17 protein-coding genes and 3 tRNA genes are annotated in these 23,464 nt (G+C 36.1%); 12 read left to right on the top strand and 8 right to left on the bottom strand.

What is annotated here, in order from left to right:
- Positions 1–80: 80 nt before the first annotated feature.
- The 4 genes from tal to pabB all read left to right on the top strand — a co-directional run bounded on the left by tal (position 81) and on the right by pabB (position 3,950).
- Positions 81–1,031 carry a transaldolase gene (gene tal, locus FIT79_RS03900; protein WP_028818080.1) on the top strand — a complete coding sequence of 317 codons (951 nt, stop codon included), beginning with the start codon at positions 81–83 and terminating at the stop codon, positions 1,029–1,031.
- A gap of 168 nt (positions 1,032–1,199) precedes the next feature.
- A complete protein-coding gene (hxlA, locus tag FIT79_RS03895; protein WP_028818081.1) occupies positions 1,200–1,832 on the top strand; it encodes a 3-hexulose-6-phosphate synthase in 633 nt (210 codons plus the stop codon).
- Between the two features lie 102 nt (positions 1,833–1,934).
- On the top strand, positions 1,935–2,468 hold the full coding sequence (gene hxlB / locus FIT79_RS03890) for a 6-phospho-3-hexuloisomerase (RefSeq protein WP_139871586.1): 534 nt from the start codon (positions 1,935–1,937) through the stop codon (positions 2,466–2,468).
- A 99-nt stretch (positions 2,469–2,567) separates the two neighbouring features.
- A complete protein-coding gene (gene pabB / locus FIT79_RS03885; RefSeq protein ID WP_189644845.1) occupies positions 2,568–3,950 on the top strand; it encodes an aminodeoxychorismate synthase component I in 1,383 nt (460 codons plus the stop codon).
- 1 nt (position 3,951) lies between these two features.
- Here pabB and FIT79_RS03880 read toward each other — a convergent pair whose 3' ends face one another.
- From FIT79_RS03880 to FIT79_RS03870, 3 genes are read right to left on the bottom strand one after another with little or no spacing between them, the layout of a single operon-like run.
- Positions 3,952–7,038: an efflux RND transporter permease subunit gene (locus FIT79_RS03880; RefSeq protein WP_139875674.1), complete on the bottom strand. Its 3,087-nt coding sequence runs from the start codon at positions 7,036–7,038 to the stop codon at positions 3,952–3,954.
- Between the two features lie 6 nt (positions 7,039–7,044).
- The gene (locus FIT79_RS03875) at positions 7,045–8,118 is read right to left on the bottom strand and encodes an efflux RND transporter periplasmic adaptor subunit (RefSeq protein ID WP_139875673.1); all 1,074 of its coding nucleotides are present in this window, start codon (positions 8,116–8,118) and stop codon (positions 7,045–7,047) included.
- Positions 8,108–9,478, bottom strand: a complete 1,371-nt coding sequence (locus tag FIT79_RS03870) for a TolC family protein (protein WP_139875672.1) — start codon at positions 9,476–9,478, stop codon at positions 8,108–8,110. Before FIT79_RS03870 ends, FIT79_RS03875 begins: the two co-directional genes overlap by 11 nt.
- 223 nt (positions 9,479–9,701) lie before the next feature.
- Between FIT79_RS03870 and FIT79_RS03865 the strand changes: the two genes are divergently transcribed.
- From FIT79_RS03865 to FIT79_RS03830, 8 genes are all read left to right on the top strand, one after another.
- Positions 9,702–9,786: transfer RNA gene (locus FIT79_RS03865), tRNA-Leu, on the top strand.
- A gap of 28 nt (positions 9,787–9,814) precedes the next feature.
- Positions 9,815–11,128, top strand: a complete 1,314-nt coding sequence (gene tig, locus FIT79_RS03860; protein WP_139867791.1) for a trigger factor — start codon at positions 9,815–9,817, stop codon at positions 11,126–11,128.
- Positions 11,129–11,130: 2 nt separating this feature from the next.
- Complete coding sequence (gene clpP, locus FIT79_RS03855) at positions 11,131–11,748, top strand: ATP-dependent Clp endopeptidase proteolytic subunit ClpP (RefSeq protein WP_139867789.1); 618 nt, start codon at positions 11,131–11,133, stop codon at positions 11,746–11,748.
- Positions 11,749–11,760: 12 nt separating this feature from the next.
- Positions 11,761–13,041, top strand: a complete 1,281-nt coding sequence (gene clpX / locus FIT79_RS03850) for an ATP-dependent Clp protease ATP-binding subunit ClpX (RefSeq protein ID WP_139875671.1) — start codon at positions 11,761–11,763, stop codon at positions 13,039–13,041.
- 83 nt (positions 13,042–13,124) lie between these two features.
- Positions 13,125–15,542, top strand: coding sequence for an endopeptidase La (gene lon / locus FIT79_RS03845; protein WP_139867786.1), 2,418 nt, complete (start codon positions 13,125–13,127; stop codon positions 15,540–15,542).
- 62 nt (positions 15,543–15,604) lie between these two features.
- A tRNA-Val gene (locus FIT79_RS03840) sits at positions 15,605–15,680 on the top strand.
- Positions 15,681–15,698: 18 nt separating this feature from the next.
- Positions 15,699–15,775 (top strand) — tRNA-Asp (locus FIT79_RS03835).
- Between the two features lie 104 nt (positions 15,776–15,879).
- Positions 15,880–17,775, top strand: coding sequence for a SurA N-terminal domain-containing protein (locus FIT79_RS03830; protein ID WP_139871573.1), 1,896 nt, complete (start codon positions 15,880–15,882; stop codon positions 17,773–17,775).
- Here the strand turns inward: FIT79_RS03830 and FIT79_RS03825 are convergent.
- From FIT79_RS03825 to FIT79_RS03805, 5 genes are all read right to left on the bottom strand, one after another.
- Positions 17,772–18,554 (bottom strand): enoyl-ACP reductase FabI, encoded by a 783-nt coding sequence (locus FIT79_RS03825; protein WP_139872353.1) that lies wholly within the window; start codon positions 18,552–18,554, stop codon positions 17,772–17,774. The two genes, FIT79_RS03830 and FIT79_RS03825, sit on opposite strands and share 4 nt — an antisense overlap.
- 11 nt (positions 18,555–18,565) lie before the next feature.
- On the bottom strand, positions 18,566–19,393 hold the full coding sequence (locus tag FIT79_RS03820; RefSeq protein WP_139867782.1) for an ABC transporter permease: 828 nt from the start codon (positions 19,391–19,393) through the stop codon (positions 18,566–18,568).
- Positions 19,390–20,409: an ABC transporter permease gene (locus tag FIT79_RS03815; protein WP_139875670.1), complete on the bottom strand. Its 1,020-nt coding sequence runs from the start codon at positions 20,407–20,409 to the stop codon at positions 19,390–19,392. Before FIT79_RS03815 ends, FIT79_RS03820 begins: the two co-directional genes overlap by 4 nt.
- Before the next feature lies 1 nt (position 20,410).
- Positions 20,411–21,931 (bottom strand): peptide-binding protein, encoded by a 1,521-nt coding sequence (locus FIT79_RS03810; protein ID WP_223259608.1) that lies wholly within the window; start codon positions 21,929–21,931, stop codon positions 20,411–20,413.
- 126 nt (positions 21,932–22,057) lie between these two features.
- Positions 22,058–23,464, bottom strand: coding sequence for a transglycosylase SLT domain-containing protein (locus FIT79_RS03805; RefSeq protein WP_189644844.1), 1,407 nt, complete (start codon positions 23,462–23,464; stop codon positions 22,058–22,060).

The following is a 23,464-nucleotide window of genomic DNA, read 5'->3' as shown; positions in this document are numbered from 1 at the left end:
GAAATCACGAGATTGCAAGTCAATTCATATATAATTTACGATCCGATTTCAAAGACATCATTTTTTGGAGATTTAAAGCAATGGCAACATTATTAGAACAATTAAAAGGCATGACAACGATCGTTGCAGATACTGGTGACGTGGAAGCAATTAAAACAGTAAAACCTTACGATGCTACGACTAACCCATCTTTACTTTTAAAGGCAAGTACGCTTCCTCAATGCGAGCCAATGATTAAAGAAGCTATTGCTTATGCAAAATCAAAAAGTAGCAATAAAGCTCAGCAAGTTGAAGATGCCGCTGATAAGCTGGCTGTTCTTGTAGGACTTGAGATCCTAAAACATATTCCTGGCCGCATTTCTACCGAAGTAGATGCACGTTTATCATTTAATATTGATGCAATGGTTAAAAAAGGTAGAAAATTAATAGGCCTTTATGATGAAGCTGGCGTTAAAAAAGATCGCGTGCTTATTAAATTGGCATCTACATGGGAAGGCATTAAAGCAGGTGAAATCTTAGAAAAAGAAGGTATCAACTGTAACTTAACGCTTCTATTTGGTTTTGGCCAAGCGCGTGCGTGCGCTGAAGCTGGCGTATTCCTTATTTCTCCATTCGTGGGTCGTATCCTTGATTGGTATAAAGCTAAAACTGGAAATACATATACATCTGAAGAAGATCCAGGCGTTATATCAGTTCGTAAAATTTATGCTTACTATAAAGAGCATGGATATAAAACAGTTGTGATGGGCGCTTCCTTTAGAAATATCGGTGAAATTACAGCACTAGCTGGTTGTGATCGTTTAACAATTGCACCAAATTTACTTCAGGAGCTTGAAGCAACCCAGGGAGATTTACCAAGACTTCTCAAAGACGGCGGCGCTACAAAATCAGCCCCAGCTAAAATGACTGAGGATGAATTCCGCTTTGCATTGAATGAAGATGCGATGGCAACTGAAAAACTTTCAGAAGGTATTCGTGGTTTCGTAGTGGACCAAAACAAACTCGAAACAGCTTTAAACGAAAAGCTATAAACCATTTATTGTCATAAAAATGACCTTAAATGACTATAGAGTGAGTAGGGTTGATTATTGACACAAAATGATTAGCCCTATATGATCGGTTTCCTGCTTCATGAAGTTCAAACTTCCTTTTAGCAACGAACTATTTTAGAAAACTTGTAATAAATACGGAGAAAAACCATGGCTTTAACACAAATGGCATTAGATTCATTAGATTTTGACGCAACAGTTGCATTAGCAGCTAAAGTTGCTCCACACGTAGACATCCTTGAAATTGGTACACCATGCATTAAGCATAACGGTATCAAGCTTCTTGAAACATTAAAAGCAAAATTCCCAAAGAACCAAATCCTTGTTGACTTAAAAACAATGGATGCAGGTGAATATGAGTCTGAGCCATTCTACAAAGCTGGCGCAGACATCTGTACAGTTCTTGGCGCTTCAGGCATTGCTACAATCAAAGGCGTAGTTGCTGCTGCTAAGAAATATGGTAAAGAAGTTCAAGTTGACATGATCAACGTTGCAAACAAAGAAGCTTTAACAAAAGAATGTGTTGCTGCAGGCGTTCAAATTATCGGTGTTCACACTGGTCTTGATGCACAAGCTGCTGGTCACACTCCTTTTGCTGACTTAGCTATGATTGCTGGTTTAAAAACTGGCGTTAAAATCTCAGTTGCTGGTGGTGTTAAAGCTGCTACGACTCAGCAAGTTAAAGATGCTGGTGCATCTATTATCGTTGCTGGTGCTGCAATTTACGGCGCTGCTGATCCAGCTGCTGCTGCTGCAGAAATCACAAAAATTGCTCATGGATAATTGTTAAGAAACAATTATTGATGAACTAAATCAAGTCCCGACTTAGCAATGAGTCGGGATTTTTTTTATAGGCTGTTTATTTTTAAATAAAAAGGGTTCAACATGCATCAAAAATTACTATTAGATAAAATTTCAAGCGTTTTAGCAGTGACTGAGCAAAGTAATGCGGCTAAGCTTCTTAAGCTTATAGATGAAGCAGGTCGTATTTTTGTAGGTGGCGCTGGACGATCAGGACTTGTTTCACGCTTTTTTGCAATGCGTCTCGTGCATAGTGGCTATCAGGTTAATATGGTGGGCGAAATTGTGACGCCAGCAATTAAATCAGGCGATCTATTTCTAGTGATTTCAGGTTCTGGGGGCACAAAAACACTTTTGCCGCTTCTTGAAACTGCTAAATCAAAAGGCGCTAAGATTGTTGTTGTTTCAATGAAAAATAAATCACCTATGTCGGATATGGCTGATTTAACTGTACAAATTGGTAATGATGATTCTTTTGGTCTTACCCAAGGAATGCCTATGGGCACTTCATTTGAATTATCTACATTGATCTACCTTGAAGCAGTTATTTCAGAATTAATTCATGCTAAAGGATTGACTGAAGAAGGTATGCGCGCAATTCACGCAAACCTAGAGTAAATTTCTATAAGGCATTAAATAATTAAGGGCGCTTTATGCGCCCTTAATTATTTAATCAGCATATAATTTCAGATCATTAAGTTTAAATCTCAACAGCCGTTGAATAATACACACCTCATTTCATTACCTTACTTTTCGGATAGCTCCGTTTATTTTGAAGCTATTGCTGATGATTCATGGTCTTGCTATTTAGATAGCGGTATTCATGATGATTTAGATAAAAATATTTCAGATAAATCTAGATTCGACATTATAGTCAGCCGTCCATTTATCAAAATAATCGCAGATGAAAATACTGTCAGCATTGAAGAAGACAATCAAAAAAAAATTGTTAAGGAAAATGCTTTTGATGTTTTAGATAAAGTTCTTGCGCGATTTGAAGTTCAAAATTCCTCGCTACCCTTTACTGGAGGAGCTTTAGGATACTTTTCTTACGAATTAGGCCAAACATACGTTCAGAACGATAAAGATCATGTTGGCATTCCCCTTATGATGGTTGGTATCTATGACTGGGCTCTGATTGTAGATCATCAAGAAAAAAAAGCATGTATTGCATCTCATTTATTAAATAAAGATACAAATAATTATCTAAACGATCTTGCCGAAAAATTTAAGAATGCAAAAGCTAGTCATCACTCATTTAAGACTCGCTCATCAACTAAACCACTTTTAGATTTCAATGCCTACGAGTTGATTGTAAATAAAATTTTAGCTTTTATTAAAGCAGGCGACTGTTACCAAATAAATATTTCCAATAAATATCAAGCTCAGTGTGAAGGTAGTGGCTGGACAGGATATAAAAAATTAAGAACAATTAATCGCTCACCTTTTATGGCCTATTTACATCATGAAGATTTTGATGTTTTATGTGGATCTCCTGAGAGGTTTATTAAATCAACGGATGAGCATGTTGAAACGAGGCCTATTAAGGGCACTGAGCCGAGAGATCCAAATCCTTCAATAGATAAAGAGAATGCAGAGCGCTTACTTAAGAGCGAAAAAGATCGCGCGGAAAATTTAATGATTGTTGATTTATTACGCAATGATCTGGGTAAAAATTGTATTCCTGGAAGTGTAAATGTTAAAGCGCTTTGTGAACTCAAGTCATATAGCAATGTGCATCATCTTGAAAGTATAGTAGAAGGTATTTTAAAGCCTCACTCATCTCTGCCTAAGTTACTTAAAGATTCTTTTCCTGGAGGCTCCATTACAGGGACTCCAAAAATTAGATCAATGGAAATTATTGATCAGTTAGAACCCCATAGACGTGACATTTATTGTGGCTCGATTGGCTATATCGGGTTTAATCGCCAAATGGATACTAATATTGCAATTCGTACATTGATCAAAAAAGATAACACGCTTCATTTCTATTCGGGAGGAGGGATTGTTGCTCAATCGAATCCAAAAAGCGAATTTGATGAAATTGCTTACAAGGCTTCTAATATTAAAAAATGGATTGATTTCTTTAAAGAAAATTAATTTATTCTTCTTTTTCGAATTTTCCAAAATGTAACATAATGCTTGGAAGTATTAGAAGATTCAATATAGTAGATGTGACAAGGCCGCCTACAATAATACTAGCCATAGGACCTTCAATCTCCTTACCTGGCTGACCGCTTCCCAGAGCCAATGGAAGCAAACCTAATGCAGTGACAATAGCAGTCATTAAAATAGAAGGAAGTCTTTCAGAAGCCCCTTTAATACATGTTTCCAAATTCCAAGTGTGATTCTCAACATTAATTAAATGTTGGTAATGAGATATCAGCATTATTGAATTTCGCAAGGTAATTCCAAAAAGCGTTACAAACCCAACAAGTGAGCCAATAGATATCCAACCTGCATTAAAACTAACAGCAAATACACCCCCAATTAATGCAAAAGGTAGATTAAATAATGTAAGTAATAAATTGCGCAGATTTCCAAAAGCTATATATAGCATTAGTAGTATGCCTGCACCTGCAATAATAGAGTGGACTATAAGCTCCTCTTGTGATTTTGCATTCGCCTGAGCTGCCCCAGTAATTTCAAAGTAGTTACCTTGATTTAACTTAAGTTTATTTAGCTCACTCTTTAGATCATTATTAAAATCATTAATATCTCTTTCATCAATATCAGCTGTTATAGTTTGAATGCGCTTTCCTCCTTGATGAAGAATTTTAGATCTTCCGTTTTCTTGAGCAATATAGGCAACTTGACCTAGCTCAACAATTTTGCCATCAGCTGCCATGATAGGTAATTTTTGAATATCTGTAATATCATCTCGAAAGTTTTTGTTTAAAATAATAGAAATATTTACCTTTGCATTTCCTTCGTACACTTGCGCTACTGGAAGACCTTCAAACGCTGCACGAATAGCATTCAGAAGATCGGTTTTTTGAATACCCCATTGGCTTAATTTTTCAGATAAAAAATGTATCGTAATTTGAGGTGTACCAGCAGGGGATACTATATTGATATTTTTTGCACCCTTAATAGAAGCCAGAGTAGAAGATATTTTTTGAGTATCTTGGTCAATAGTGTCAAGATTTGTGCCAAAAATATTGATTACTACTGAAGAGTAGTAACCAGAAATTGTCTCTTCGATACGTTCTGTTAAGAATGTATTAATAGCAAAATTTAGTCCTACATAATTATTATTATGTGTTAAGTCTTCAATTTGCTCTAAGATTTTATCTTGTGTTGGCCCGTCTGAATTTTTAAGTTCAATTTCAAATTCACTATAATGCGTTCCAAACGTATCAGCGCCCATTGGTGATCTACCTACCCACTGTGCAACAGATTTCACCCCGGTTATATCACGAATTTTTTTACTTATTTCGTTTCCTATGCGCAAGGATTCTTTTTCTGAGGTCCCCGGAAGTGTAGTCATATGCATAATGAAGTGACCCTCGTGAAGTGGAGGAATGAATTGTGTTTTAAATAATGGGACTAACGAAAATCCTATTAAGATAAATGTGAACGTTAGCAAAATGATTGCAGTTGATTTCTTTTCTATGAAATGAAGTACATCAATGTACTTATTCTTTATGTAAGACATTAATGGTGACTCAGATGACTTGAAGTTTGATTTACCAAGTAGGAGGTAAGATAGAGCAGGGGTGACTGTGAGCGCGACAACTAAAGAAGCTAATATTGATAGGATGTATGCAATACCCAACGGGCCAAAAAGTTTTCCAGCAACGCCATTTAACGAAAGAAGGGGAAGAAAAACAGTTACAACAATTATCGTGGCATATACTACCGAACTTCTCACTTCCATTGATGCGTCGTAAACAACCTTGCTAATTGGTAGTGGATTCTTTAATTTTATATTTTCTTTTAATCGCCTAAAAATATTTTCAGAATCAATTATAGCGTCATCAACAACCTCGCCTAAAGCAATAGCGAGACCACTTAAAACCATAATATTTAAACCAAGATTAAAATAGCTTAAAACAATAATTGCACTTAGAAGTGAAAGTGGTATTGCTGTTGCTGATATAAAAGCCGTTCTTAGGTTAAATAAAAATAAAAATAAAATTATAATAACAAGCATTGAGCCAATTAATATGTCAAGGCGAACGCCCTTTATCGAAGCATCAATAAAATTTGCAGGCCTAAATAATTCGGGGTTGATTTGAATGTCTTGATCAAGAAGTGATGGTTTTATATCTAAAACTGCTGCCTCAATTAGCTGGGTGAGTTTATAAGTGTCAGAACCTAACTGGCCTTGGACAGATAAATAAATTCCTTCCTCACCATTGATTGATGCTGCGCTGATCGTGGGGACCGACCCTTCTTTGATCACAGCTAGATCTTTAAGATAAATGATCTGATTTTTATTACTAATTACAGGTGTTTTACCAATATCTTCTAAAGATTTAGATTGGCCTTCTGTATTAACAATAATTCTTTGATTGCTATTTTCAATGAAACCAGCCCCTCTTACCCCAGAAGACTTGCTAGCCGCATTAATTATTTGTTCAATCGAAATATTTGATTGAATCAATTTTTCTGGCTGGATTTCAATTTGATATTGCTTAACTTTGCCACCAAATATATTTACATCTGCAACCCCTGGGATTGACAAGAGATGAGGAATAATTACTCGATCAGTCACTGTCCTAATTTCAGTTAAAGATTTTGTTTTTGATGTAATTCCAATACCCAAAACTGATGACGCTGCCGATGTTAGTGGCGTTATTTTAGGGATAATACCTGGAGGCATACTGCTTGAAATCGAAGCAAGTCTTTCAGAAATTACCTGCCTATTTCTATAGATATCTGTCTGCTCATTAAAAATGATTGTGATAACCGATAGTCCAGGAATGGATTGGGATCTTATTGTTTCAATGCCGATAGTTCCACCTAAATTTTTCTCAATAGGAAGGGTAACGAGCGACTCTACTAAATCAGATGAAAGTCCTGGAGATTCTGTTTGAATAATAACTTGGTTAGGAGCGAACTCAGGAAAAACATTCAAGGGACTTCTGGTAATTTGGTATAACCCAAATATTATTGCAATAACTGCAAGGCCGATGATGACCCCTGTATATCTTATTGAAAACTTTACGATAGAAGACATCATTTTGATTTAATCATCGTTTTCATTTTTTATTTGATATTTAAATTCTTCCGAGAGTAAAAGTTGAGCGCCATTAATTACAATAAGGTCATTTTCTTTAATTTGATTCTCTTTGACAATCCAACCATCTGAGCTCTCAGTACTTGTTTCAATAGATTTACGGAAAAATTTATTTTCACTTGATTGAACGTAAACCCATGCTTGCCCTGAGTTCCATATTACTGCTTCTTTTGGAATTGCTAAGTACTTGCCGGATTCAGAAGATAGTTTATCTTGAACTTGATTGGCAATTACTTTTGAATCAATTCTTAATTGATTGCTGTAAACAATATAAAAATAAGTTTTTCCTTTTATCGACTTATCTAATGTAGGCGATTCTGCGAGATAACTTGCTAAAAATTTTTCATTTAGATTGTCGATTAAAGCTAAACTAATATTTTTCGGAGGTTGATTATCAGCATGTTCAGGTAATGTTACTTTTATAATCCTTGCTTTTCCTTGAACAAGAAATTCAAATAATTCTTTTCGTGCCCCAGCATCAATCATCGATAGTATTATTTCTCCCCATTGAGCTCTAATATTTTGCTTAATCCCAGTTATAAGTTCTTGGGTGGTCTGAAGTTTTATTTTTGTATTTTCAAAATTGACTTTCATTTCTTGTAAAGCTTTGTCTGATACGTTTTTATTGTCATCATTAAGAGCTTTGAATCTTTCGTAATTTTTTTTATCCCTTTCTAACTCATTGGATAAGAGGCTTATTTGATTTTTAATTTCATTAAATCTATTTTTTTGTTCAATCAATAAGTCAATGCTAAGGACTGTTGCATAATTTGTAAGATTCTTTATGTAATCTGAAGTTTGAACTGGTTGGGTCTTTATTCCACTATTTGACTGTATTTCTGGGCTAAGAGTTATATAGTTAACCCCATTGGCTGACTTTATTAAACTTTGAGTGTTTTTTGAAATATCTGAATTAGGTTTTATGTTGTTAAATTCATCTCGGCCGAAATAAGTTAATAACCAAACCAGAATCAGGATTAGTATCGCTTGGATTACAAGAAAGGCATTCAGTTTATTTTTCATTATTTTTATTAGTGTTTAGAGGTTCTTGTAAAAGCGCTTCAAAATCAAATCCTATTTTCATTAGTGTAATTTTGTTGGTATAAAATCTTCGCTTATATTGCATAGTAATTAATTTTTGTTGAGTTAATTCAATTCGGTCAATTTCACCCTGGTTAAATTTACTTTCAATTGAATTTTCTAACTCATTTGCAGCTGATAGATCTTCAGTATCTTTTCGCACCATATCTTTAGCATTTATATAATTATCTCTTAGTTTTGCAAGTTCATTAATGATAGACGTTTGGATTTTTTCAACTTGTAAGCTTTCAATGTCCCTTAGTTTTTTTGCTTCTTCAACTAGATTTTTATTTTTTTCCACTGTTGGAATCAGTGAAGTTACACCAAGAAGCCATTTGCTGGATCCGTAATCAAAAATATAAGCAGGTGAAAATCTAATATCTGGATATTGATTTGCTACATTTAATTTTAGTTGCGATTCTGAAACTGCATATTTTGCTAAAGCTATTCTTAAATCAATACGATTAAAAAGCCCAAGATTGATAACATCTCGTTGTTTTGTTTCATCATCAAGCGTTTTGCTAAAGATCTCAATGCTTTGATCCATATTTATATTTGCAATTCTCATTGTATTAAGTTTTTCTGCTGATATACCTAAAATCGAGGCTAATTTTGATTTCGTTTCATTAAGTTGGTATTGCTCCTCATTTAATTTTTGTATGTTTTTATTCAGTTCAATTTGATTGAAATTGCTATCTATTGATGAACTTAGCCCAAGTGACTTTCTTTTTTTCAACATATTTAAGATTTCATTTTGCAGTTTAATTTCGCTTCTTATTATTTGAAGATTTAGAAGCAGTTGATGATAGCGATGATAATTTAAAGTGAGATCTGTTTTAATATCCCATGCGAGCTTTCTTAGCTCTAAGCGTTTGATCAAAGACTGATTTCTTGCTCTTTCCTCTCTAATTTTAGCTTTATCAGCTGTTTCAAATAACGTTGTTAAACTTAATCCAAAAGCATCTCTTGAGTTTTCTTTGACGCCTGTAGTTTGTCTGCCGCTTTCAAAACCAACAGAGGAGGGCGCTTTAATTGGAGCGATCATTTCTTGAATTTTTGCAACATCCCATTCTTTTTTTGCAATTTCAATTCTTGGGTTGAAAAAAAGTGCGCAAAGCATAAGCTCATTAAGCCCCCATTCTTTAATTGGAAGGCTATCCTCCTTAAATCCCTGAATTTTTAAAAATTCTTTAAATCTCGGATCTTCTGGATCTTTGGCGGTGATTTTTTCAATAACCTGTTGATTCGCAATAGGTTTGGTCTCATAACTGATAAAATTGCAGCCCGATAGATAGAACGCCATAAGACATACGAAAAATAGGGACGGGAGAAATTGCAATTTAAGGGCTCGTGTTTTCAATTTGAATCTTTTGGGTTTGTGACTTTATAGTTTCTAATAATTTATGACATCTTAAATCAAAATATCTACGTATTTCATTGATTCATTGAATTATTCCTTTTAGATAAAGACTAACTTGTTATAAAATAGAGCTAAATTTTTGTTATATATAACTTTTTTAATCATCGCGAGAGTGGCGGAATTGGTAGACGCACTGGATTTAGGTTCCAGCGCCGCAAGGCGTGAGAGTTCGAGTCTCTCCTTTCGCACCACAGATATGAATTTTAGGGAATTTTAAGTATGGCTACAGCAGTTGAAACATTAAGTAATTTAGAAAGACGCATAACCGTTAAAGTGCCTGTCGAACCTCTTCAAAAAGAGATGTCGAGTCGTTTTCAACGTCTAACTCGAACAGCAAAAGTTCCTGGTTTTAGACCCGGTAAAGCGCCTCTAAAAATGATTGAGCAACAATATGGTCCTCAAGTAAAAGAAGAAGTTTTCTCTGAAGCTATTGAGACTTCATTTGGCCAAGCTATTCAAGAAAATAAACTGCGTGTTGTTGGCATGCCTAATATTCAGCATAAGCCCCTTAATCAAGTAAATGAAGATTTTGAATATACAGCGACATTCGAAGTATTCCCTGAAGTCACTTTAGGCGACTTTAAAGCTGCTTCAATTGATAAGCCTGACGCTCAAATTACCGATAAAGATGTGAATAAAACCATCGATGTCCTTCTTAAACAAAGAGCCCAATTTATTGAGTCTAAAGAAGCTTCCGCTAAAGGCGATCGACTTACTTTAACTTTAACTTCCTTTATTAATGACAAACAAGTCGAAACGACAGGCGATAAACCTATTCAGATTATCCTTGGTGACGATTCTCGTTTTGCAATTTTTGATGATCATCTTGTAGGTGGAAAAGCAGGTGAGTCCAAAACATTTGAAGTGAATTATCCAGAAACACATAACCCCAAAGAATTAGCAGGAAAAACAGTTCAATATAATGTGAATTTTATTTTAATTGCAAAACCTAAGCTTCCAGAAGTTAATGCGCAGTTTGCGCAATCGCTAGGCGTTGTTGATGGTAATGTTGATCAAATGCGTGAAGAAATTAAACAAAGTCTGGAGCAAGAATTAGACAAAAGAGTAAAAATTAAATTAAAAGAGCAGGTATTTACTCAGTTATTAGATATTTGTAAGGCAGATTTACCTAAAACATTAATTAATGTTGAAATCAACCGCATGGCTCAATCGACCTACGCTAATTTAAAACAGCGTGGAGCTGATTTAAAACAATTCAAATTAGAACCCTCAATGTTTGAAGATCAAGCGAAGAAAACATGCAAGCTCAGACTTATTCTCGCTGAAATTGTAGAAAAAAATAATTTGCGCGCTACTGCAGATCAAATTAAAGCGATGGTGAATGAGTTTGCACTTAATTTTGATGACACAGAAGAAGCCGTTCAATGGTTTTATGCCGAACCTTCAAGACTTGAAGAGCCAACAGCTCTTGCAACTGAAGTAAATGTAGTTGAGTGGTTTATGACGCAGTGTAAAGTGCAAAACAAAAAAACAACATTTGATGAGCTTATGTCTGGACCAGCTAAAGCATAATTATGGCTTATACAACCCCAAATAATTTAGGCTATGTGCCTATGGTGATTGAGCAAAGCGGTCGAGGTGAGAGAGCTTACGATATATATTCGCGACTCTTAAGAGAGCGTGTCATTTTTTTAGTAGGTCCCGTAGATGACATGACAGCGAATGTTATTGTTGCCCAGTTACTTTTTCTAGAAGCAGACAATCCCGATAAAGACATCTCTTTGTATATCAATTCCCCAGGCGGTTCTGTCACGGCAGGAATGGCTATTTACGACACAATGCAATTTATTAAACCTGATGTAAGTACTTTATGTATCGGGCAAGCGGCCAGCATGGGTGCTTTATTACTTGCTGCAGGGCAAAAAGGAAAACGGTTCTGTTTACCTAATTCTCGCGTAATGATTCATCAGCCTTTAGGTGGATTCCAAGGGCAAGCATCAGACATAGAAATACACGCAAAAGAAATTTTATTTTTAAAAGAAAAGTTAAATCAAATCCTAGCAACCCATACTGGGCAAACACTTAAAAAAATTGCTGCTGATACAGATAGAGATAACTTCTTAAGTGCTGAGCAATCTGTAGATTATGGTATGGTAGACCAAGTTATTTCAAAGAGATCCCAAGTCATTTGATGTTATCTATTTATGGCTACTAAAAGCGATAACGAAAAATTACTCTATTGCTCATTCTGTGGCAAAAGTCAGCATGAGGTAAAAAAACTAATTGCAGGTCCTTCTGTCTTCATCTGTGATGAGTGCGTTGATTTATGTAATGACATTATTAAAGAAGAAGTTAAAAGCCCTTCAAAAGAAGCTAAAGACCACGATCAGCTTCCCACACCAAAAGAAATTTGTGATCAACTTGATGAGCATGTCATTGGACAAACAAGCGCTAAAAAAACTTTAGCTGTGGCTGTTTACAACCATTACAAAAGACTTAGAGATAGTAATTATGAGGTAGATATTGAACACAAAGATGTTGAAATTTCAAAAAGTAATATTCTTCTTATTGGTCCCACAGGTTCCGGAAAAACACTTTTAGCACAAACGCTAGCAAAATTACTTGATGTTCCTTTTGTAATGGCAGATGCAACAACACTTACTGAAGCTGGTTATGTTGGTGAAGATGTTGAAAATATCATGCAAAAATTATTACAAAAATGTGATTACGATATTGAAAAGGCCCAAAGAGGGATTGTTTATATCGATGAAGTCGATAAAATTTCAAGAAAATCTGAAAATCCTTCAATTACAAGAGATGTATCAGGAGAGGGTGTTCAGCAAGCTCTTTTAAAACTTATCGAGGGCACTGTCGCTTCAGTTCCGCCTCAGGGTGGTCGCAAACATCCAAATCAAGAATTTGTTCAGCTCGACACTACAAATATATTGTTTATTTGCGGTGGTGCTTTTGATGGGCTAGAAAAAATTATTAAACAAAGATCAGAAAAAGGTGGCATTGGTTTTGGAGCTCAAGTAAATAGTAAGGCAGATGCTAAAGTAATCGGTGATGTCATTAAAGATGTTGAGCCGGAAGATCTAATTAAATTTGGTTTAATTCCTGAATTTATAGGAAGACTTCCGGTTGTTGCAACTCTTGAGTCCTTAAGTGAAGATGCTCTAGTTCAGATTCTTACCGAGCCTAAAAATGCGTTAACCAAACAATATATTAAACTTTTCGCGATGGAACATGTATCGCTAGAATTTAGAACTTCAGCACTCAGGCTAATTGCAAAAAAAGCGCTAGAAAGAAAAACAGGAGCGCGCGGTCTTCGCTCAATTATGGAGCATGTTTTATTAGATACGATGTATGAATTACCCTCAATTAAGAATCTTGAAAAGGTTGTCATTGATGATGGTGTGATCGAACAATCAAGCAAACCTATACTTTTATTCTCAGAAAAGAAACAAGTTTCAGGAAAAAAATAAGCTTCGCAGTTGGTCAGTAAGGCCTTGAAATATTATAAACTGACCCAATGTTTAAGATTAATTAACGCTTATGAAAGCTCCTAATGGCTCAAGAAATTAAAATTAAAGATCCCCAGCAAGATTTCATGCCCCTCTTACCTTTAAGGGATGTAGTTGTTTATCCGCATCTTGTGATTCCACTTTTTGTTGGACGAACAAAATCTGTAAAAGCTTTAGAAATTGCATCTGATAAAGATAAAAAAATAATTTTAGTAGCTCAAAAATCTGCAAGCAAAGATGAGCCTGATGCCAAAGATCTTTACGAATACGGCACTGTTGCATCTATTCTTCAGATGCTTAAATTACCTGATGGCACAGTCAAGGTTCTGGTTGAAGGTTTAAGCCGTGTAAAAATTAAAGAAGTACTTGACCAAGAGGCTTGTTTCGTCGCTCGATTCGATGAAATCAATATCCCTGAACCTAAAGATAAAGAATCATTAGCATTAATGAGGACAGTATTCTCACAGTTTGATCAATACGTTAAATTAAATAAAAAAATTCCTCCTGAAATCTTAACATCTCTTGCTGCTATTACAGATCCTGGCAGGCTGGCAGATATGATCGCAGCGCATCTCACGTTAAAGTTAGAAGAGAAGCAAACGATTTTAGAAACATTAAAAATTAAAAATCGTTTGGATCATCTTCTGAAGATCATGGAATCTGAAATTGATATTCTTCAAGTCGAAAAAAGAATTCGTGGTCGTGTTAAGCGTCAAATGGAAAAAAGTCAAAGGGAATACTATCTTAATGAACAAGTCAAAGCCATTCAAAAGGAATTGGGTGAGCAAGATGAAGGCGCGGATTTAGATGAGCTTGAAAAACGCATTCAAGAATCTGGCATGTCAAAAGAGGCTCTCGATAAAGCTACGTCTGAATTCAAAAAATTAAAAATGATGTCGCCAATGTCGGCTGAAGCATCAGTAGTAAGAAATTATATTGATACATTAATAGGATTGCCTTGGCAGAAAAAAACTAAAATTAGTCGTGAGTTAGCACTTGCAGAAAAGATCTTGGATGAAGATCACTACGGTCTCGAGAAAGTCAAAGAACGTATTATTGAGTATCTTGCAGTTCAACAACGAGTTGATAAACTGAAAGCGCCTATTTTATGTTTAGTAGGCCCTCCGGGTGTCGGGAAAACATCCTTAGGACAAAGTATTGCCAAAGCAGTAAATCGTAAGTTTATTCGTATGGCTTTAGGCGGGGTGCGAGACGAATCAGAGATTCGCGGTCATAGAAGAACTTATATTGGCTCTATGCCCGGTAAAGTTTTACAAAGCATGACTAAAGCTGGAGTCACTAACCCATTATTCTTACTAGATGAAGTGGACAAAATGGGTCAAGATTATCGGGGAGATCCAGCCTCAGCGCTCTTAGAGGTTTTAGACCCAGAACAAAATCATACTTTTACAGATCATTATGTAGAAGTCGAATATGATTTATCTGATGTGATGTTTGTCGCAACAGCTAACTCAATGAATATTCCTGAACCACTTTTGGATCGAATGGAGATTATTCGTCTATCGGGTTATACAGAGGCAGAAAAGCTTAACATTGCAATGCAATACTTATTACCCAAGCAACTTAAAATGCATGGTTTAAAAAAATCTGAAATTAGCATTACCTCTAAAGTTGTAAGAGAAATTATTCAGTATTATTCGAGAGAAGCGGGCGTTAGAAAATTAGAACAAGAAATCTCTAAAATATGTCGAAAGGCAGTTAAGGAGTTATTGAGCAAAAAATCGCTCAAAAAAGTCATTGTGAATAGTAAGAATTTAGAGGCTTATTTAGGCGTTAAAGTCTACGACATTGGACTTGCTTCAAAGAAAAATCAAATAGGCCAGGTTACGGGGCTCGCTTGGACTCAGGTCGGAGGAGAATTATTGACGATTGAGGCTGTCGTTTTACAAGGCAAAGGAAAAACAATCATTACAGGTAAGTTAGGCGAAGTCATGCAAGAGTCTATTCATGCTGCGATGAGCGTTGTGAGAAGTCGCGCCAACAAACTAGGAATAGCCGAAAATTTTTACGAAAAAAATGATATTCATATTCATTTACCCGAAGGAGCAACACCTAAGGATGGCCCAAGTGCCGGTATTGGCATTACTTTAGCGATTGTATCGGCCTTAACTAATATTTCAGTCCGAGCTGATGTCGCTATGACAGGGGAAATAACATTAAGAGGTGAAGTTTTACCAATTGGCGGCCTAAAAGAGAAGCTGCTTGCAGCGCATAGAGGCGGCATCAAAACCGTGCTTATTCCAGAGCAAAATGTCAAAGATTTAACTGAAATTTCTGATGAAGTTAAAAATGCCTTAGAAATTCATCCTGTGCGCTGGATAGACGAAGTTTTAGAGCTTGCTTTGACTAAAATGCCAAAAAATATTGCCACAAAGGACCAAAAAGCCGTTCCTGTGCCCCATAAAAACGCCAGCACTATCACAAAATCCATTACACATTAGCGTAAACCTAGCGTTGGTAAGGACTATGTTGTAAAATAGCCGCCTTACTAACGAGTGTGCATGGGTGCTTAGCTCAGTTGGTAGAGCGTCGCCCTTACAAGGCGAATGTCGGCGGTTCGACCCCGTCAGCACCCACCAATTTTAGTAACAAGTTTTGGAGTGGTAGTTCAGTTGGTTAGAATACCGGCCTGTCACGCCGGGGGTCGCGGGTTCGAGTCCCGTCCACTCCGCCAAATCATTAAGGCGAATCTTAAGATTCGCCTTTTTGTTCATTCAGTGAGAACTTTTTGGTAACTTTTTTTATCATAAAGCTTATAAAGATAATAGGATAAATCCAATGTTAGACAAATTTAGAAGTTACGCTCAAACTAAGGCTGCCCAAGTTATTTTAGCGCTCGTTCTTATTCCTTTCGCATTATTTGGCATTGATTCATATCTCAACCAAGCTGGCAATAATTTAAGCATTGCTAAAGTTGATGGTTATAAAATTGCACTACCAGAATATAACCGTGCCATTGAAAATGTCCGTAATCGCATGATGAGTGAAGGCAAGAAAGTAGACCCAGCAATGTTTGATTCATTTGAATTCAAAGAGTCAGTGGTTGATGGGCTTATCACAAAACAATTAATCAATAATGATATTAAAAAATCTCAATTTAAAATCACAGATCAACAACTAAGCCAATATATTATTGGTATGCCTGATTTTCAAAAAGATGGAAAGTTTTCACAGGAACTTTACGATAAAGTTCTACAAAATAATCAGCTTAACCCTAAGAAATTTGAAGAAAGTATCAGAAACGATTTACTCATTCAGCAAGTGCGAGATGGGCTTCAAAAACTTACATTTATTCCACCAAATAATTTAACAGAAACATTAAAAGCAACATCTCAACAAAGGGAAGTGACTGTTGCTGAATTCAAAACAAAAGAATATATGGCTAAGGCAAATATTTCCGAAAAAGACATGCAGGCTTTCTATGATCAAAATAAATCTAAGTTCTTAGCACCTGAACAGGTGAAAGCCGAATTTGTTGTATTTTCATTAACAAGCATTCTTCCAAGCATTACTGTATCTGAAGATGAAGTGAAGGCTTTTTATAAAACAAATGCAGATAAATATCAAAATCAGCAGCAAAGAGAAGCAAGTCATATTTTAATAGCTGCATCTAAGAATGCCGCACCTGCAGAAAAAGCTAAGGCTAAGGCAAAAGCTGAAGATGTCTTAGGTCAGATTAAAAAGAATCCTAAGCAATTTGAGGAGCTAGCAACAAAATACTCACAAGATCCTGAATCCGCTAAAAAAGGTGGTGACTTGGGTGCGTTTGGCCGTGGCATGATGGTTAAGCCTTTTGATGATGCTGTTTTCTCAATGAAAGTTAACGAGATTAGCGGTATTGTTGAGTCTGACTTTGGTTACCACATTATTAAGCTAACAAAAGTCATAGGTGAGGGCGGTGGTTTCGATGCCATAAAGCCACAAATTAAAGCCGAATTAATCTACCAAAAAGCTCAAGACAAATATGCAGCCCTTGCGGAAGATTTTAGTAATAAAGTTTACGAGCAGTCTTCAAGTCTTGATGTGGTTTCGAAGAAATTTAATCTGCCCATTCAAAAAACTGATTGGATTAGCCGTAACGAATCAGATAAATTTTTTAAAAATGAAGCGCTGATGAATGCTTTATATTCAAAAGAATCAATTAAGGATCGAAGAAATACTGAAGCGATTGAAGTCACTCCTAATAACTTAATTTCCGCCCGTGTAGTTGATTACAAAGCGCAATCAACAAAACCATTTGCTGAGGTTAAAAAGAGTATTGAAGATTATTTAAAATTTGAAGCTGCAAAAAAATTAGTAGCTACTGAAGGTGAGGCAGCATTAAAGTCTGTTGCTGATGCTTCTCGTAAAATTGATTGGCAGGCTACAGTTTTAGTCGACCGCAAAAACACAAAAGGCTTGAGTCAGGCTGTCACTAATCACGCTTATAAGATGCCTACAGACAAGCTTCCGAGCTATAGTGGTTTTGTAGATGGTAATAACGGTTATGTGATTGTTAAAGTAAGTAAAGTAGCATTTCCGAACGATGACAACGAAGAGAATAAAAAAGAATTTGCGTCTAGTTATACAGAGGCATTATCAAGTGAATACCTGAGTGCTTATCTGAAAGGATTAAAAGCGAAGTCGAGTGTATCAGTTAATCAAAAATTCTTTGAAGCAACACAAAAGAATTAATCGATTGAACCTGCGGCAGTAATATTCATGCCGCCATCTACATAAGTAATTTCGCCTGTAATACCTGATGCAAGATCGCTACATAGAAATGCAGCAGCATTTCCAACTTCTTCAATCGTAACATTTCGTCTTAATGCAGCATGTTTCTCATTAAAGCCTATCATGCGATCAAAGTCAGCAATTCCTGATGCAGCAAGGGTTTTTATTGGTCCTGCTGATACTGCATTAACTCGAATACCTTTTGGCCCCAAGCTTTGAGCCATGTATCTTACATTAGCCTCCAAACTTGCTTTGGCAAGTCCCATCACATTATAGTTTGGCATTGTTCTTTCCGCGCCAAGATAACTCAATGTAAGTAAACTCGCATGCTCGCTCAGCATCGGCAGTGCTGCTTTAGCTAATGCTGTAAAACTGTAAGAGCTTATATCATGAGCTACTCTGAAGTTTTCACGCGTTGTTGCCTCAACGAAATCTCCCTTTAAAGCTTCCTTAGTAACAAAGGCTAGCGAATGAACAATAACATCTAATTTATCCCAGTGTTTCTTTAACAAAGGAAATAGATTGTCGATTTGCTCGTCACTTGAAACGTCGCAAGGTAGCACGATATTTGAATTAAAATCTTGAGCAAGTTTTTTTACTCGTTCATCGTGTTTTTCCATTTGATAAGTAAAGGCTAATTCAGCTCCTTCGCGTTTCATTGCGGAAGCAATGCCATAAGCAATAGATCGATCACTCAAAAGACCGAGAATTAAAACCCGTTTACCAGTTAAAAACCCCATCATGTATTCCTTTATTTTCTTTGATTCTTATTTTTCGGATCAAGCAGATCTCTTAACCCTTCACCGAGTAAATTATAACCTAGGACTGTAATCAAAATGGCCAGTCCTGGAAATAATGATAGCCACCATGCAAATTGAATGTACTCTTTGCCATCGGTCAAAATATTACCCCATGAGGACTGTGGCGCTTGAACCCCAAGCCCAAGAAAACTCAATCCAGATTCGGTTAATACTGCACTTGCAATTCCTAAAACAGAAGTTACGATGATGGGCGTTAGGCTATTAGGGAGTAGGTGCTTTGAAATAAGCCTGTAATCTGAAGCGCCCATAGCTTCAGCTGCTAGTATATATTCTCGATTTCTGAGACTTAAAAACTCTGCCCGAACAAGGCGAGTAACACCCATCCAGGAAGTCAGTCCAATCACAATCATAATGTTCCAAATTGACGGTGTTAAAAAAGCAATGACCGCAAGTATCAGAAAAAAAGTAGGAATGGATAACATAATATCTACAAAGCGCATGATTATAGAATCGATATATCCACGATAAAATCCAGCAATGGCACCTAAAAAAGTGCCAATTACTGTAGCAATACCTACAGCTACAATGCCTACTAAAAGTGAAATTCTAGATCCATAAAGCATGCGTGAAAAAACATCTCTTCCTAGTCCGTCAGTTCCCATAAAATGCGAGACGGAAGGTGGCAAAAGTATTGAATGAATATCAATGTAATTTGGATCGTAAGGCGATAGCCATGGAGCAAATACCGCAATGAATAAAACGAGGGAAATAATTATAATTCCACTTAAAGTTAATGGGTTTTGCGTGAGGATTTTCAATTTGAAATACCTCGTCTAATTCGCGGATCGGCCCAAGCATAACCAATATCTGCGATTAGATTTCCAAATAGCGTTAAGACGGATCCAATTGTAAGGATTCCCATGACCACAGGAAAGTCTCTCATTAATACAGCGTCAAAAAATAATTTACCCATACCAGAAATTGCAAAAATAGATTCCCCAATTACAGAGCCACCAATCAAGCCAGGAATTGATAGGCCTACAATAGTGATAAGCGGTAATAATGTATTTCTTAATGCATGACCATAAATCACTTTATTTTCCGTGAGTCCTTTAGCGCGTGCAGTCGTTATGAACTCTTGTTGCAGCACATCTAACATTCCATTTCTCACATACAGAGAAATGCTTGCAAGGCCGCCTAAACTTGAAACAAAGACTGGTAGTATCAGATGTTTAAATAAATCTAGATATTGTGAAATTAAATCCATATTTTCATACCCTGCGCTATGGAGACCTGAAATGGGAAGCCAAGAATGTGTCACCCCAGTCCAATACATCAGTAAAAGTGCTAACCAAAAACCAGGGACAGCAAAGCCTAGGAATACAATAATAGTTATGAGTCGGTCCGGCCATTTATTTTGATTTACTGCTGAAACAACACCTAAAAATATCGAAAGCACAAAAATAATAAGTAGACCTATCAGATTAATCATAAGCGTTATGGGTAAGGCATCTTGAATCATGCCTTTGGTGATATTGCCTTTTTCATCTTTCGTTTCCCATAAAACAGGACGCTGATGCGAAGTAAAAGAATTCCCAAAATCTAATTTCACAATTCTTTTTAACCATAAACTGTATTGCGTCATCAAGGGCTTATCTAAATTGTAAAGTGCTCTTAGTTTTTGACGAGATTCTTCAGATGCTTTTGGATTAAAGGCTGATTCTGATGCGGTGATGTCCCCTGGAGCTAGATGCATAATAAAAAAAGAAATAAGACTGATACCAATTAACATTGGAATCATCCATAACAAACGTTTAATTAGATAGTTAAGCATTTTATGGCGTTATTTCATTTCTTCTAAGGGTGGAAGGAATAAACCATTCGTAAGAATTATACGCAATTCCGGCAGGTGGGGTAGGTGACTCAATACCTTTGATACGTTTACTCATAGCAGTTAGGCCATATCCAGCGTACAGATAAACTATAGGGCTTTCTCTGAGTAATATTTTTGAAAAAGCATGATAAATTTTTTCTCGTTTATCAGGATTTAATTCAGTTCGACCTTCTTCAAGTAATTGATCAACTTCTTTATTGCTGTATCCAATAAAATTAAATTGGCCAGGTTTTTGTTGAGATGAATGCCAAATATTATATTGATCAGGATCGAGCGATAAGCTCCAGCCAAGAATAACAGCATCAAAATCACTTGTTTTGATAAATTGGTTTACAAAACTTGCCCATTCAATCACACGAATCTTCACATCAATACCGACATCTTTAAGTCTTCTTTGAATAAGAACTGCAGTCATCTCTCTTTGTTTATTTTGATTGGTGAGAATTTCAAATGCGAAAGGTTTGCCATCTTTCTCTAAAATACCATCATGATTAGTGTCATTAAAGCCTGCTTCATGGAGTAACTTAAGTGCCATATTTTTATCATAAGGGTAGGGGTGAAGTGCTCGATCGCTCCATCGAGTCCCAGGTTTATAGGGTGATGCGACAGGCTCTCCCAGGCCTAAGAGAACGCCATCTATAACTTCCTGTTTATCAAGCGCATAATTAATCGCTTGCCTGACTCTAATATCATTAAATGGAGAACGTTTTGAATTAAAGCCAAGGTAGGTGTAGCTATTTCCAAGTTCTTTATAAAGTGCTAATTTATTCTTCAGGTCTGGTCTAGAAGGAATAACGCGAGCAAATTGAATAGGATTAATATTCATAAGGTCGATATTATCAGCGATTAATTCTAAAAATTGAGACGATGTATCAGGTATGAAGCGGGAAGTGAGTTTACTTATATTGGGCTCACCCATCACAGAGGAGGAGCTAGCCTCTAAAGTTAATTTCTCACCATTTACCCAATTTGCCAATTTATAGTAACTAGAGCCAACAGGTTTTCTTGAGAAAAAAGTGCGATTAATATCCTCATCCTTCAGAATATGTTTCGGAAGAATTTGAAGTGTTGCCCAGCTATCTAAGGCAGGCGCATAAGCTTTTTTATATACAACTCTGAACGTATGAAGATCTGGAACTTCTGCCTTATCCACTAGCTTGTAATCGGAGCCATAAGGAGTTCTTGTTTTGTCATCGGTAACAAGTTTCCATGTAAAAAAAACATCTTCACTGGTTAAATCATGACCATCAGACCACTTAAGATTCTTTTTTAAATAAAAGGTAATTGTTTTTTGGTCGCTTGAAATCGTCCATTTTTCTGCTATTTCAGGAGCTAGCTCTAAATTTTTGTCGTATTTAATAAGTTTATTAAAAATATTTCCTGAGATAGCTGATGATGCTGAGTCACCTGCAATCATGGAAATGAGATTGCTTGGCTCACCAGACATGGCATCAATAAGCATTCCGCCTCTTTCACTTTGGAATGTACCTTCATAGTTGTAAGCGATTTCTTTTTTATCGCTGCACGATGTTATATTTGCCAAAACGAATAAGAGGAATATATATTTGAAATACATATGTGTAGTTAATTAATTGCTTCTTTGAAGTTGAAGGATAGACCCAATTTGAATATCTGAGGAAGTCATTTGATTGATATCTTTTAATTCATCAATATGTATATCATATCTTTTAGCAATTTTATTAAGTGTATCTCCTGATTTTACTTTATGCTTGTTTGGCTTAACTGAGCTTTCAGTTTTTTTATAACTTTGAACTTTTAACTCATCAATCTCTTGGTTCGCATTAGATCCCACACCTTCTTTTTTAGATACCAATATCATCGTTGAGGTCTTGATTACTCTTTGCGGATTCAAATCATTTGCTTTGATGAGATCACTTTCTTGCATATCAAATTTATTTGCTATCGCTTTTATTTTCTCGTTATGTTTTGGTTGGTATATATTCCATGACACCAAAGGTTTTTCATTTTGACTAAGATTTTTTACAAACGTATCTGCAGCATTGATAGGCAAAATAAGTCGTTGTGATTTATCGTTTGTTCTAATAAGTGGTCTTCTATGTTCAGCATTTAAAAGTAAAAATTCATCATAAGAAATTTCAGCAAGATTTGCAGCAAGATCAGCATCAATAACGGCAGGTGCTTCCACAGATGTAAAGTAAGGTTTATTAGGTATGGGGTCTATATAAAGTCCGTATTGTGTTGGGTTTGAAACAATATTTTTAATAGCTTGCAGCTTCGGAACGTAATCTTTCGTTTCGCCTGGAAGTTTAAGAGACGCATAGTCAGTTGGGAGCCCTTTCGCTTTATTTTTAGCTATGGCCCGACCTACTGTACCTTCGCCAGCATTGTAAGCAGCCAAAGCAAGGTCCCATGAGCCAAACAATGCGTGAAGCTTTTGAAGGTAATCAAGAGCAGCATTTGTTGCTTCCACAACATTACGTCTTTTATCATGCCACCAGTCTTGTTTTAAACCATAGACTCGTCCTGTAGACGGAATAAACTGCCATATTCCTACAGCTTTGCTCCTTGAATTTGCAATAGGGTTATAAGCGCTTTCTATCATTGGAAGAAGGGCTATTTCTGATGGCATACCCCTTTTTTCAACTTCACCTACAACATAAAATAAATATTTTTGGCTGCGATCCATCATTCTTTCTACATATTCAGGCCTCGCAGAATACCAATCTTCATATTTCTTAGATCTTGAATTATTGTCATTCTTAATTTCAAATCTGGAATAAATACGTTGCCATAGATTTATTTCGGCTTTATTGGCTTGGTAATTTTGTGTTTTACTAGGGGAGGCTGCTGAGTTTAGGTTTAATGAATTTAGCTTATTGATTTCTTGATCAAGTACATCGTTATCTAGAATACTAATTTCTTCTCCTAGGGTATTTTTTTCGGCAAAAGCAATGGGTGCCATCGATACTGAGATGCAAATAAAAAATAAGGCATATTTAAATGGCGATGACAT

It is taken from the genome of Candidatus Methylopumilus universalis (assembly GCF_006365315.1).
Lineage (GTDB): Bacteria > Pseudomonadota > Gammaproteobacteria > Burkholderiales > Methylophilaceae > Methylopumilus > Methylopumilus universalis.
The sequence above is the reverse complement of the archived record's forward strand: the minus strand, read 5'-3'. Positions and strand labels throughout refer to the sequence as shown.

What these genes read in the sequence shown, in the direction of transcription:
- tal (WP_028818080.1), top strand. Translation starts at nt 81, where the DNA reads ATGGCAACATTATTAGAACAATTAAAAGGCATGACAACGATCGTTGCA.
- hxlA (WP_028818081.1), top strand. Translation starts at nt 1,200, where the DNA reads ATGGCTTTAACACAAATGGCATTAGATTCATTAGATTTTGACGCAACA.
- hxlB (WP_139871586.1), top strand. Translation starts at nt 1,935, where the DNA reads ATGCATCAAAAATTACTATTAGATAAAATTTCAAGCGTTTTAGCAGTG.
- FIT79_RS03880 (WP_139875674.1), bottom strand. Translation starts at nt 7,038, where the DNA reads ATGATGTCTTCTATCGTAAAGTTTTCAATAAGATATACAGGGGTCATC.
- FIT79_RS03875 (WP_139875673.1), bottom strand. Translation starts at nt 8,118, where the DNA reads ATGAAAAATAAACTGAATGCCTTTCTTGTAATCCAAGCGATACTAATC.
- FIT79_RS03870 (WP_139875672.1), bottom strand. Translation starts at nt 9,478, where the DNA reads ATGGCGTTCTATCTATCGGGCTGCAATTTTATCAGTTATGAGACCAAA.
- tig (WP_139867791.1), top strand. Translation starts at nt 9,815, where the DNA reads ATGGCTACAGCAGTTGAAACATTAAGTAATTTAGAAAGACGCATAACC.
- clpP (WP_139867789.1), top strand. Translation starts at nt 11,131, where the DNA reads ATGGCTTATACAACCCCAAATAATTTAGGCTATGTGCCTATGGTGATT.
- clpX (WP_139875671.1), top strand. Translation starts at nt 11,761, where the DNA reads ATGGCTACTAAAAGCGATAACGAAAAATTACTCTATTGCTCATTCTGT.
- lon (WP_139867786.1), top strand. Translation starts at nt 13,125, where the DNA reads ATGGCTCAAGAAATTAAAATTAAAGATCCCCAGCAAGATTTCATGCCC.
- FIT79_RS03830 (WP_139871573.1), top strand. Translation starts at nt 15,880, where the DNA reads ATGTTAGACAAATTTAGAAGTTACGCTCAAACTAAGGCTGCCCAAGTT.
- FIT79_RS03825 (WP_139872353.1), bottom strand. Translation starts at nt 18,554, where the DNA reads ATGGGGTTTTTAACTGGTAAACGGGTTTTAATTCTCGGTCTTTTGAGT.
- FIT79_RS03815 (WP_139875670.1), bottom strand. Translation starts at nt 20,409, where the DNA reads ATGCTTAACTATCTAATTAAACGTTTGTTATGGATGATTCCAATGTTA.
- FIT79_RS03810 (WP_223259608.1), bottom strand. Translation starts at nt 21,931, where the DNA reads ATGCTTATTGATGCCATGTCTGGTGAGCCAAGCAATCTCATTTCCATG.
- FIT79_RS03805 (WP_189644844.1), bottom strand. Translation starts at nt 23,464, where the DNA reads ATGTCATCGCCATTTAAATATGCCTTATTTTTTATTTGCATCTCAGTA.